The sequence below is a fragment of the Seramator thermalis genome, assembly GCF_004138125.1.
In the GTDB taxonomy this organism is placed as follows: domain Bacteria; phylum Bacteroidota; class Bacteroidia; order Bacteroidales; family Dysgonomonadaceae; genus Seramator; species Seramator thermalis.
On the sequence record NZ_RXHS01000009.1, the window covers coordinates 72,946 to 86,224 of the forward strand.

The 13,279-nt window shown below is 41.4% G+C and carries 11 protein-coding genes; all 11 read right to left on the minus strand.

Annotation, left to right across the window (positions count from 1 at the left end):
* Positions 1-63: 63 nt before the first annotated feature.
* Complete coding sequence (locus EJN84_RS08170; RefSeq protein WP_129594962.1) at positions 64-507, minus strand: Rieske (2Fe-2S) protein; 444 nt, start codon at positions 505-507, stop codon at positions 64-66.
* Between the two features lie 78 nt (positions 508-585).
* Positions 586-1,551, minus strand: coding sequence for an aldo/keto reductase (locus EJN84_RS08175; protein ID WP_129594963.1), 966 nt, complete (start codon positions 1,549-1,551; stop codon positions 586-588).
* Between the two features lie 67 nt (positions 1,552-1,618).
* Positions 1,619-3,451 carry a DNA mismatch repair endonuclease MutL gene (gene mutL, locus EJN84_RS08180; protein ID WP_129594964.1) on the minus strand — a complete coding sequence of 611 codons (1,833 nt, stop codon included), beginning with the start codon at positions 3,449-3,451 and terminating at the stop codon, positions 1,619-1,621.
* 76 nt (positions 3,452-3,527) lie between these two features.
* Positions 3,528-3,863, minus strand: a complete 336-nt coding sequence (locus EJN84_RS08185) for a hypothetical protein (RefSeq protein ID WP_129756382.1) — start codon at positions 3,861-3,863, stop codon at positions 3,528-3,530.
* Between the two features lie 57 nt (positions 3,864-3,920).
* Positions 3,921-5,552: an OstA-like protein gene (locus tag EJN84_RS08190; protein ID WP_129594966.1), complete on the minus strand. Its 1,632-nt coding sequence runs from the start codon at positions 5,550-5,552 to the stop codon at positions 3,921-3,923.
* A gap of 24 nt (positions 5,553-5,576) precedes the next feature.
* Positions 5,577-6,950: a peptidylprolyl isomerase gene (locus EJN84_RS08195; RefSeq protein ID WP_129594967.1), complete on the minus strand. Its 1,374-nt coding sequence runs from the start codon at positions 6,948-6,950 to the stop codon at positions 5,577-5,579.
* A 102-nt stretch (positions 6,951-7,052) separates the two neighbouring features.
* Entirely contained in the window at positions 7,053-8,273 is a 1,221-nt protein-coding gene (locus tag EJN84_RS08200; protein ID WP_129594968.1) for an MFS transporter, read from the minus strand.
* Between the two features lie 150 nt (positions 8,274-8,423).
* Positions 8,424-11,144 (minus strand): pyruvate, phosphate dikinase, encoded by a 2,721-nt coding sequence (gene ppdK / locus EJN84_RS08205; RefSeq protein ID WP_129594969.1) that lies wholly within the window; start codon positions 11,142-11,144, stop codon positions 8,424-8,426.
* Between the two features lie 138 nt (positions 11,145-11,282).
* Positions 11,283-12,125, minus strand: a complete 843-nt coding sequence (locus tag EJN84_RS08210; RefSeq protein WP_262707353.1) for a DUF4296 domain-containing protein — start codon at positions 12,123-12,125, stop codon at positions 11,283-11,285.
* On the minus strand, positions 12,115-12,792 hold the full coding sequence (locus EJN84_RS08215; RefSeq protein WP_129594971.1) for a lipoprotein signal peptidase: 678 nt from the start codon (positions 12,790-12,792) through the stop codon (positions 12,115-12,117). Before EJN84_RS08215 ends, EJN84_RS08210 begins: the two co-directional genes overlap by 11 nt.
* A gap of 90 nt (positions 12,793-12,882) precedes the next feature.
* On the minus strand, positions 12,883-13,266 hold the full coding sequence (locus EJN84_RS08220) for a TraR/DksA family transcriptional regulator (RefSeq protein ID WP_101487113.1): 384 nt from the start codon (positions 13,264-13,266) through the stop codon (positions 12,883-12,885).
* Positions 13,267-13,279: the final 13 nt, after the last annotated feature.

The window sequence follows — 13,279 nt, forward strand, 5'->3', positions numbered from 1 at the left end:
GATTTTTTGCGACTGCAAATGTAAAAATGTTTATCGGTTTTTCAAAGAAAACGGATAATAATTTCAATGGCGAATGATGTAAACGGGATTTGCGTTTGAAACATTATATTTTTGTAACGGCAGCGTTGAAGGACCAGATACGACATTTCCAAATCCTGTCCAAATGCTATAAACACTGCCACAAACAGGACAAATAGCCTCTCCCCTTAAATTGGGAATGACTTTCACTGTTTGCGATCTTTCTTTAGGACAACATAAATCATAAGCAAAGATTTGCCCTTCCTGATTCCTGAAAATTAATAATCCGGCATACCCAACGTATTCGCCGGCTCTTCGCGGCGAATCGAAAACTGCATAATCAAAATAATCGATTTTATCGGTCATTAAATCGATTTTGAAATTTACCGGCGCAGACGGAATAGTAAGGGCAGGTATTTCCTGCGTACAGGAGGATGACAAAAAAGAGAAGAAAATAGCCGTCGTAAATATCAATGAAATATGTTTCATCGCTGCTCGTCAACTCGTTTAAAGTTGCGATATTTAATGGCAGGAAGGTTATTCAGGCGTTAAATATCGCACACTATATTACAACGTAGCGCCATCCAAAATAGTATCGATGCGATGTAATTCTTCTTCAGAAAACGATAGATGATCGAGTGCTTTCAAATTATCCCCCAACTGATCTACATTACGTGCACCCACGATCAACGAAGTTACCCGATTGTCTCTCAAAACCCATGCCAATGCCATTTCGGCCATTGTCTGTCCTCTCTGTAAAGCAATTTCATTCAATTGCCTTACTTTGTCAATCAATTGTTCTGTCACCTGTTCACGTTGCAAAAATCCGGTAGGATCGGCCGCGCGTGAATGTTCGGGAATACCCTTCAGATATTTGTTAGTAAGCACGCCTTGCGCTAAAGGCGAAAATGCAATAAATCCGCACCCAAATTCTTTTACGATATTCAAAATTTCATCTTCGGGTTGCCGATTAAGCATGCTGTATTTATCCTGAAATATAAGACAGGGGACATCACGCTCTTTCAGATAAGTCAAGGCTTTTCGAGCTTCAATCGGAGGATATTTAGAAATGCCCGCATAAAGGGCTTTACCCGACCGGACGATATCGACCAATGCCTGCATGGTTTCTTCGACAGGAGTTTCGCCATCGTAACGATGCGAATAGAAAATATCGAAATAATCCAATCCTGTACGATGAAGACTCTGGTCGATACTTGCCATCAAATATTTTCGCGACGAACCGTCGCCATAAGGTCCGGGCCACATCAAATGTCCGGCTTTGGACGATATAATCATTTCGTCACGGTGCGAAGCAAGATTTTTTTTCAGAATTTTACCGAAATTCGATTCAGCCGATCCGGGAGGTGGCCCGTAATTATTTGCCAAATCAAAATGGGTTATTCCATGTTCGAAGGCATAGAGAACCATCTTTTCGGCCATTTCAAAATCATCGACATATCCAAAGTTATGCCATAATCCTAACGAAATTTTAGGCAATTTCAGTCCGCTATTTCCACAAAATGAATATTCCATAGTTCTAAATTTTTATTGTTTTCCAAAAGTATGAATTTTGAACAAGAATTTTATGCGATCTCTTTTTTTATTTCAATTTCTTCGCAATCTCCTCGTCTGTGATCAAGGTTACGATTATATGTCCATCGGGACTGTGATTAGGTATTTTACAGGCAAAAAGTCGATCGACAATCATCGCAATTTCGTCCGGTGAAAGTGTTCTACCATAAGGAATTGCAGTAGCTTCGGCCAGCGAAAAAGCAATAGTTTCGTGTATTTCGGATTTCACATCCAATCCTGTATCGATACTGCTTTCGATCATCGAACGTAGGAGTTTTGACGAATCCGCGTTTTGCAATTCTGAAGGTGTAGCTTGCACAGCAAAACTATTGTTTCCGAGCGAAGTTAGTTCGAACCCGACAGCTTCTATATCTTCTATGATGGATTCGAGTGCGGCAGCTTCAGCAGGATTTAATTCGATAATTTCGGGGAAAAGCACACGTTGAGATAGCCCCTTTCGCTGTTGAATTTGGTTTAAATATTGTTCAAATAATATCCGCACGTGTGCCCGATGCTGATCAATTATCATTAAGCCCGATTTAACGGATGTGAGGATATATCTCTGTTTGTATTGATAATGATTCGGATTAAGTTCAACTTCCTTGGAAAGTGACTGATCGCCATGAGAAAATAAATCTTCATTTGATGATGTCTCTATTGCCTCAGGAGCACGATTCTCGTTTTCGAATCCTTTGTAAAGAGTTTCCCAGTTGAAATCGGGAGTAGGCCGTTTTCGACTTCCTCCGAAAGAAGTATGAAAAGGGTTGTAAGAAGGATCAATACTCAGTCGGGGCATCGGAGTGTGCTTTGAACTGTCATAAATAGGAATATCGATGGCATCGGCCGTATCAAAATCTATACTGGGAATAGCATTGAATTTTCCGAGAGCCTCCTTTATCGTCACCATCAGAATTTGCCACAATGCCAATTCATTTTCGAACTTCACTTCGGTTTTTGTCGGGTGGATATTGACATCAATGGTTGCCGGATCAACTTCGAAATAGATATAGTATGCAGGATTTTCATTCACGGGAATGAGTGAAGAATAAGCGGTCATAACCGCCTTATGAAAATATGGGTGTCGAATATACCGACCGTTTACAAAAAAATATTGGCTCACCTTTCCTTTTTTGGCATTTTCGGGCTTGGTGACGTATCCGAAAATTTTACCAAGTGTAGTTTCTTCTTCGATATCGATCAGTTGTTGATTCATGTTTTTGCCATCTAACTGCAAAATGCGTTGACGCAACTTGCAAGCCGGAAGAACAAGTGTTTGAACGTCGTTCTCGATAAGTGTGAAAGAAATGTGCGGATTAACCAGTGCTATACGTTGAATCTCTGTCAGAATATGTCGTCGCTCCACTTGATTCGATTTCAAAAATTTTCTTCTGGCAGGGACATTAAAAAATATATTCTTTACCGAAACGATTGTTCCTTCGGCGCAGATTACGGCTTCTTGTTTTTCGACACGCGATCCAACGATAGACAACATCGTTCCCACTTCATCTTCGGAGCGACGCGTTTTCACTTCAACATGCGCTATTGCCGCTATCGATGGCAAAGCCTCGCCTCTGAATCCCATCGTGTTCAGCGAAAAAAGATCGTCGGCATTTCTGATTTTCGATGTGGCATGTCGTTCAAAAGCCATGCGAGCGTCAGTTACCGACATTCCTTTGCCATTGTCTATCACTTGTATGAGTGTTCGACCCGCATCTTTAACAATAATCTGGACATGGGTCGCGCCCGCATCTATCGAATTTTCGACCAGCTCCTTGACTACCGATGCAGGCCTCTGGATAACCTCTCCGGCAGCGATTTGATTTGCGATCGAATCAGGCAACAGATGTACGATGTCGGGCATATTTGGTTGAAAAGTTGGTTTTTTATCGAATGGAAAATTTATGTGGATTAATTATCGGCAAAAGGATTGAAGCGAATTACGTCAAAATCCAGAAAAAGAAGACAGCAAAAAGAATTACCAGAATCAAAATCAACAATCCGTTGTTCGACAAAAACGAACGAGATCCTGATTCTTCTTTTTCTACCCGACGCTTCAAGTGTTTTGTCTGAGAAAGAAATTCGCCTCTGATATCAGAGGTTGGATTGATTTGTTCTTCATCGTTTTTAACGGAAGTTTCCATCAGTTCCCTTTTTATCTCGGATATACGTTTGTTCAACCTTTCTTTACGTTCTTCTTCTTCGGGATTGTAAAGAATGGGCTTGTAGTTGAACGATCGAGGTTTTCGGTTATTGTAAAAAAAGAACATTCCCATAGTACACGTTTTTTTAATTATGGATCCAATGCAAATTAAATTGACCAATCGAAGTGGTTACTCTAAAAGAATATCATCCCGAGCAAATCGTCGGGGAGGTACAATCATTTCAGAAGCATTTCGCTCGTTTCGCCTAAAAATGTCGTATTTGTTTATTGGCCGCAAATAATCAATCCATACGAAACCTTTCAATGTTTCGTCATCCGGTTTGAGTTGAGACAATGGTACTGTCTGAGCTTTGGTACTCGGCCAAAGTTTGAGTTTTTCCAACTTTTCGTCAAAAAGATCCATAGACAAATACGGGCTTTCGGTTCTATTAAGGCCTATTACCGTACTGTCTTTCTCCAGCAGATAGTAGAGCGACTCTGCGCTCCCCTCAACCAAAACATGGCGTATTTCTCCATTTACAAAGTGCGCTGTCAGGTTTTTGCCTTTCAACTGATTAAACTGATTTTCTACCGGTCGTTTTTGAATAGCGAATGCATAATTTTTGACAACCGCTTTTTCGATAGTACTGTCGTTTAAATACACATCGATGGCATCACCCATCAATTGATTATCTTCGTTCCATATCACGGGATCTTTTTTTAGATAGAGTATCGAATCAGCGGAAACATAATGCATGGTATCGCAAATACCCTGCAAATCGACACGATAGAATCGCACATTAGGATAGGCAAATATTTGACGCCCAATGGAATCAGTGATCATTTTCAACGTATCGCCATGCAAAAACAGACTATCTTTTTGCGAATAATCAATAGCATAAGCCGAATCTGTGGCAAGTGCATATTCGATTTTTTCATCATAATAGCCGTAATCGCCTCTTAAAATAACATTGTGAAGAGTGTCTTGCAGGAACAGTTGCCCATAAACTTGGGCAATGCCGGTGCCGCGATTATAGAAAATAGTATCACCAATAAGGACTTTACTCCCATCGTCGCTAAATACCTGCGAGCGATCGAGCAGTTGAGCATCGTCTGTGGCGGTGTTGTACCAACCTCTTGTAGAATAGATATATCCGCTGTCGGAAACGATGGTCGAAGGGCCAAGAATATCGGCGACGTTGGTTTCGGTACTATACCGGAGCGTATCCGAATAAAGCGTAAAATTTTCGTTTACCAATTTCACACTGTCACTAAACAAGGCTACCTTCATCTCCGTATCGTACTGCCCCCAAAACGATGTCAATTCATTTTCCTCATCAACTAATAGCCCGCCATCGAAATAATATCCCAGATTAAGCATACGATCGTAGTCCAAACTATCGGTAAACAACGTAGCACGTTTATCTTCTAAACGCACGTTATAGCGAAGTTTAGCCAACTGCAAGTTGCCATCGTAATGGAGGTAATCGCCATAGGCAAATACAGTATCTCCCTGATTCATGCGCACATTACTGAAAGCTTCGAATATGTTTTCTTTTTCAAACCAATAAGCGCTATCACATTCCATAGTTGCTCCTTGATGATATAAAACTACATGATCCTTAAGAATTTGCGCTTCGGAGTCTTTGCGTTTGAATAACAAATCAGCCTGCCTTAATTCGATAATTTGGGTGTCACTATTATTGTTAGAGGAGATAGGTGGCGGTTGTTGTGCATTCACACACAAAATAATAGCAAAAAGCATACTTGTTAAAAGTAAGCTTTCACTTTTACCGAAAAGTCTATAAGCGTGATTTTTCATTTTTGACCCGAAAAAACTGTCGGTTTATTTGAGCCAACCATCATATTTGAATTTGCAATTCTGCCATTCGGGGTCTATCCGCACATAAGTCGTTTTTATTTTTTCCCTAAGCCATTCGTCAATCATCTCCTGCCTTCGTGCATTCTCGGCCATTGACTTAATGACCTGATAATCGTTGTTAAGATTTGCCTTGTGCCCTTCGACACGGTTTGTGACTTTAACAATAGCTGCCACTTGCTTACCTGAACCGTTTTTATCGATCATTATAAAAGGTTTCGACACCTCTCCTACTTTCATATTTCCAACCACATTAGCAATATCCTGATTGAGTTCATTGAGCTGAAAGCGGGGCGTACCGTAATAATTGCTTTGGCGATTAGTATTTACCATTATACCCTTATTGTTGCGGGTATCTTTGTCTGCCGAAAAAAATGTTGCAGCTTCCTCGAAAGTGATTTTTTGAGTATCTATTAAAGTTTTGATCGAATCGAGTCTGATCATCGCACTATCCAATTCCTCTTGCGGCACCTTAGGCTTGAGCAGAATATGTCTGAAATTGGCTCGGTCTCCCCTGCGTTCGATGAGTTGTATGATGTGAAATCCGTATTCGGTTTCCACGATGTTTGATACCTTATTGGGATCGGTCAATGAAAATGCAACATTTGCAAACTCGGGGACAAAGGACGAGCGATCGCTGAATCCCAATTCGCCGCCACGCACCGCGCTCGCCGGATCCTCCGAGTACAAAAGAGCCAAAGTCGAAAAACTGTTTTTCCCGCTATTAATTTGTTCCGTAAAATCCCTCAACCTGGCTTTTATTGCATCCGTAACGCTTAGAGGAATTTTCGGATTTACAGTTACAATTTGCACTTCGATGGTAGTAGGAATAAACGGAACGCTGTCTTGCGGTATTTTATTATAGAATTTTCGAATTTCCGATGGAGAGAGATTAACATCTCCAAAATGTTTTTGCTGAACATTCTGTATCAATTGTTGTTCTCTGACCATTTTTCGTGTATCTTCCCGTATGGAAGCCATATCTTTTTGAAAATATTCTTCCACTTTTTCCGCTGATCCGATATTGGAAATATATTCGTTGATGTAGAGATCCGCAATTCGATTCACTTCACGTTCCTGCACCTGAATACTGTCCAACTTGGCCTGATCGAGAAACAATTTGTTGATTGCTATTTGCTCAGGAATAAAACAATAAGGATCGCCATCAATGCGCTGGTTTTGCATAAGAATCTCCTTGCGATATTCTTCTACTTCAGACTTGAGGATAGCTTCGTCACCAACAACCCAAACTATTTCGTCTATGACATTATTTTGACAGAAAATATGTTGGGTGGAAGTGCATGCGAAAAATAAAAATAAAATCTTAACCAGTTGCTTCATAAAAAATTATTTTTTGAAATAAGCGTTGTAAAAGTAGTGATAATCCGCATAGCCGCCAAATGCTTTTATGGTTAAAAAAAGTAGTCGCGCAACATTATGACGTTAAAATTTCGATTTGAGGGGCTCTTCTTTCTTTGGCAAATGCATAAAGTAAAGAAATGCGATCATCAGCAGCATTGCAATTCCCGACATAATACTTCCAAAATAAAATGCCCATGAAGCACCCACGTTATCATATAAATATCCGGCGATCAGACTGGCTGGAAGCAACATTATTCCGAGCACTGCATGATATAATCCAAAGCCGGTACCTTTCAGTTCTTTGGGTATCAGATCAGAAACGAGCGACTTCTGGCATGTATCGGTCAATGCACTATAAATGCCATACATTATAAACATTCCCACAAACACCCAGATATTGTTAAATGCACCAAACATGAAATAAACAACTGAATATACCAGAAACCCAAGCGTAATAAGTTTCCCTCTGCCAATTCGGTCAGACAGTTTTCCGATCGGAATAGCCAAAAATACCGATACCATATTGAAAATCATATAAATAAACGGAATCCATGATGAACTGATACCCGTTTCGCTTGTTCTCACAATTAAAAGCGAATCGGTAGAATTTCCCAAGGTGAATATGGATATTATCAACAGGAAAAAATAAAAATTTTTGGGCAACTTTTTGATGGAAACGGGTGTTTTTGCCGAAACCGACTGTACTTTGACATCCTTTACCAAAAATATCAAAACAAATACACCAACAACTGCCGGAATTGCCGCAAGCCAAAAGATGGTTTTATATTGAAAATCCGGATTGTCTTTGGGTAAAAAAAACAAAACGGCAGCAGCAATCAAGGGTCCGATGATTGCTCCGCTATTATCCATCGCCTTATGAAATCCGAAACTTTTACCCGTTTCATTTTTAGGGGAGGATGCTGCAACCAAACTGTCACGAGGAGCGGTCCGAATACCTTTGCCTACCCGTTCGAGAAAACGAAAGACAAGCACTTGCATCGGATGCACTACGTAGGAATAAAGAGGTGTAACCAATGCCGTTGCAGCATATCCGATAATCATGAAAGGTTTGTTTTTCCCGATTTTATCGCTCCAGAATCCCGAAACAGCTTTCAGCAATGATGCCGTGCTTTCGGCAATTCCCTCGATGAGCGAAAGTTGTGTTTTTGTGGCTCCGATTGAAAGCAGAAAAAGCGGCATAACGCTGTAAACCATTTTCGACGAAGTATCCGTAAAAAAACTGGTAAGCCCTGTAAAAAAAATATTCTTATCGAGTCCGAAATAACGACGATTTGTTTTCATTTAAAAATCTTTCTGCTAAATCATCGACAAAGATATGCTAACCACCGAAAAATATCTTACAGAATTAAAATTTAATTTTCAAATTATTGCAAAAAGAAACGTCCCGAAGGACGTCTCTTAAATGTATTGTAAATGCAAAAGCCGGAATAGCTACCCTTCGATAGCAGCCTGTGCAGCTGCGAGACGAGCAATCGGAACTCGAAACGGAGAACACGATACGTAATTAAGACCAATGGTATGGCAGAATTTCACCGAAGAAGGTTCGCCGCCATGTTCGCCGCACAATCCGCATTTGAGGGTGGGTTTCACGCTACGGCCTTCCTGTATAGCCATTCTCATCAGTCGTCCCACTCCTTTTTGATCGAGCACGGCAAAAGGATCGTGCTTCAAAAACCCTTTATCGATGTACATCGGAAGGAATTTCGCGACATCGTCGCGACTGTAACCGAATGTCATCTGTGTTAAGTCATTCGTGCCAAATGAAAAGAAATCGGCTTCTTCTGCAATGCGGTGAGCTGTTAATGCAGCTCGCGGGATTTCGATCATTGTTCCAATCTTATATTCCACAGAATCATTTTGTTCAGAGAATACTTTTTTGATAGTACTTTCTATAATCTCCTTCTGAGCCTTAAATTCGTGAACAATGCCCGTTAGAGGTACCATGATTTCGGGAATGGCTTCAACTCCTTCTTTTTTCAATTCCAGGGCAGCTTCGATGATAGCGCGCGCTTGCATCTCGGTGATTTCGGGATAAAGATTACCCAAACGACAACCACGAAGTCCCAACATCGGATTGGCTTCGATGAGATCTTCCACCCTGTCGTGAATGTCCTTATAAGAGATCCCCATCACTTTGGCCATTTCCATCTGTCCCTTTTCATCATGAGGAACAAACTCGTGCAATGGAGGATCGAGCAGACGAATGGTAACAGGAAGTCCATCCATAGTCCGGAAAATGCCTTTGAAGTCGGTTTTTTGCAAAGGCAATAATTTTTCGAGCGCTTTGCGACGACCTTGTTCATCCTTGGCAAGAATCATCTCTCGCATGGCCAGAATTTTGTCGTCTTCAAAAAACATGTGTTCGGTGCGGCACAAGCCAATACCTTTCGCTCCAAAATTGCGTGCCGTGCGAGCATCACGAGGTGTATCGGCATTCGTCCTGACTTCCATGCGGGCATACTTGTCCGCAAGCTCCATCAAAGCCGAAAAATCATCATTCAGTTCGGCGTCTTGCGTCTGAATTTTTCCTTCATAAACGTAACCGGTCGTTCCGTCGATTGAAATCCAATCGCCTTCTTTCATTTCCTTTCCATTGATTGTCAACGTACGGGCTTTGTAATCGATAACCATATTATTGGCCGCCGATACACAACATTTCCCCATACCGCGGGCAACAACCGCTGCATGAGATGTCATTCCTCCGCGAGCGGTAAGGATGCCTTGAGCCGTAGCCATACCGCGTAAGTCTTCCGGAGATGTTTCAATTCGGCAAAGGATCACTTTTTTTCCGTTGCTCGCCCACTCTTCGGCTTCGTCGGCATGAAAAACGATTTGTCCTGTTGCAGCTCCGGGCGATGCAGGAATACCCCTTGTTACGGGTTTGGCAGCAGACAAAGCTTTTTTATCGAAAACCGGATGCAGCAATTCGTCGAGTTTTTCGGGATCGCAGCGTTTCAACGCGGTCTTTTCGTCAATATATCCCTGGCGAAGCATGTCCATGGCAATTTTAACCATCGCGCCACCCGTGCGTTTTCCACTACGAGTCTGAAGCAACCAAAGTTTTCCGTCCTGAATGGTAAACTCCAAATCCTGCATATCTTTGAAATAATCTTCCAATTTTTGCTGTACCTCTATCAGCTCCTTTGCGCACTCGGGCATACTTTCTTCCAGGGAAGGATATTTTGCCGCTCGTTCTTCTTCCGAAATTCCTTGCTGCTTAGCCCAGCGGCGCGATCCTTCGAGGGTTATCTGTTGTGGCGTACGTACACCTGCCACAACGTCTTCGCCTTGCGCGTTGATCAGATATTCGCCATTAAAAATATCTTCGCCGGTGGCTGCATCGCGCGTAAAGGCCACACCCGTTCCGGATGTATTCCCCATATTGCCATATACCATGGCCTGCACGTTAACGGCGGTTCCCCATTCTTCGGGGATATTGTTCATTTTCCGATAGAAGATAGCACGCTCGTTCATCCAACTGTCGAAAACTGCACAAACCGCACCCCAAAGCTGATCCCATGGATTTTCGGGAAAATCGTTACCGGTACGCTCTTTAACGGCAAGTTTGAATCTCTTGACAAGTTCTTTCAAATCTTCTGTCGAAAGTTCGGTGTCGTTATGAATGCCTTTCGCCTGTTTTACCTCATCCATGATTTCCTCAAACGGATCAATATCTTCTTTAGTTTGAGGTTTCAATCCGAGAACAACATCTCCGTACATCTGAATGAATCGACGATAGGAATCCCACGCAAAACGAGCGTTACCGGTTTTTTTTGCGATACCCTCTACCGACTCGTCATTCAAGCCCAGATTGAGAACCGTATCCATCATTCCGGGCATAGAAACCCGCGCCCCCGAACGAACGGAAACCAGACAAGGATTGTCTTTATCTCCAAACTTGGTTCCGGTCAGCCTTTCGATTTCTTCGATGGCTTTTTCCACTTCATCCTTCAATACGCTTACAACGTAATCTTTTCCTAATTCGTTGTATTCGGTACACACTTCTGTCGTGATTGTGAAACCCGGTGGAACAGGAACTCCTATCAGATTCATCTCGGCAAGATTAGCACCTTTTCCACCGAGCAGATTTTTCATGTCTGCACGACCTTCGGCTGCACCGTTACCGAAGGTGTAAACTCTCTTTTTTTCCATTTAATTTAGTTTAATAAATTGAATTATAGATTTTTAAATTGTCAAACGTCATTTACGATGCAAAAATAGATATTTTTTTTGGTTTTTGCACTTTCTAACATTCATATTGTATTCATAATAAAAAAAATTCGGGTTCATCTACTGAATTGAGTCGGTAAGAATGGTGTGGTCAATTATTTTTTCACCGGAAATTTCGCTCGACCGAGATCTTTGTTTTTCCTGCGAACTTTCTGCTAAAGAAATATTATAGAGTTGAATAAATGAAGGAACAAACTGATTCTTACGCATTTTCACAAATCCGCTTGCGCTTTGCAGCGTATCGTTCGTTATGTATTTTGAAATCGGGAGCGAATAATGGGTATTGGACGAAACCGATACCGAACGATAGACTGTAGTATCTTTGTACTCGAGAATTAACATGGATTGAATATCATACGAGGCTCTGACGGGAATGCCAATTGCGTCGAAATGAAAATCGAGATTTGCAGAGGCATATTGATCGATTTCGGGTTTTGAAAGTTGAAAAGAAAATCCTGAGCCATCTTCTGTCAACCCAAATATATACGAAGACGGAATATACGAACGAGAACGATTCCGTCGATTCAATTCCTGTTCTCGCGAATATTCTTGCGAAATCATTCGTTCGATACGTAGCTGCTCCCGTTTCAAACGCGACTTCACCGAATCGTTCATTTTCAAATAAATGTCCACATGATCAGAATACCAAGAAAGTGAAGTATCCCATTGGGATGGAGTTATGCCGTGTTTACGGAATACTTCGTTAATAAGGGCTTCTTTTTTTTCGGGTGAGTCAAACGACGCATAATCATTTTCGATCATAGATTCGGCTACATAGATATCATACATCAACTGCTCCATCTTTTTTCGGTTCAAAACCTCTTTGGGTCGGTTGCTGCACGATAAAATAATTTCACCCGACAAGATAATCAAAAAAAAGTATGCAATGCTCTTAAACCTCACCTCTGATAATTTTTTCTTCTCTGTTTAGCGCAAGCTTTTCTTTTTCTTTTTTCGACATCAAAGAATAGGATAACGTCTTTCTGTAAAACAAAAGCAGGATAATGACTCCAACCGTAATGGCCGAATCGGCTATGTTGAATATAAATCTGAAGAAAAGGTAATCCTGCCCACCAATAAATGGTAACCATTCCGGAAATGTTCCTTCGAACAACGGAAAGTAAAGCATATCGACAACTTTACCATGCAGTAGGGAAGAATATCCTTCGCCAAATGGGACCAAAGAAGCTACATGACCCGGATAACTCGCTTCGAAAATGGTGCCGTAAAAAACACTGTCGATGATGTTTCCAGATGCTCCTGCCAAAATTAGCGAAATACAGACTATGAACCCCGTTTTGTAGTTTTCTTTAACCAGTCTCTTTAAATAAATAATAATTAGCACGACAGCTCCTATTCGGAAAATAGACAGAAACATTTTCCCAAATGCTTCGATTCCGAATGCCATTCCGTTATTTTCGACAAAATAGATTTTGAACCAATTCGTAATGTCGAATGAATCGTAGAGCGCCATGTGCGTCTTTACCCAAATTTTGGAAAGTTGGTCTATCAACAACACCAGCAAAACTGTAAGTACGGCAATGACGCCTTTGGAGATTTTATTCTTCATACAATCTTTTTGTCGCGACATGTCGGTTTTCTAAAATTGGTTCGTTCGGATTTCGAAAAAACGAGGACAAAATCGCGTCTGAAACTGATTTCATTTTCTTTTTTTTGCCTCTTTTGCTTCAATACTCAATGTGGCATGTGGCACGGCGCGCAGTCGCTCTTTCGGAATCAATTTGCCGGTCTCGCGACAAATTCCGTAAGTGCCGTTTTCGATACGCACTAATGCTGCCTGCAGATTTTGGATAAATTTCATTTGTCGTTGAGCCAACCGCCCTGCTTCTTCCTTCGAAAGGGTAGAAGCACCTTCTTCCATATTCTTAAACGTAGGTGATGTATCTACGGTATCGTTGCCGTCGGCATTCATCACTGCTGCACGAAGGTTTTCATATTCACGTTTTGCCACTTCCAGCTTTTCGTTTATCAAAATACGGAATTCTTCGAGCTCCTCATCCGAATATCTTGTTTTTTCGCTCATAATTGTTGTTTTT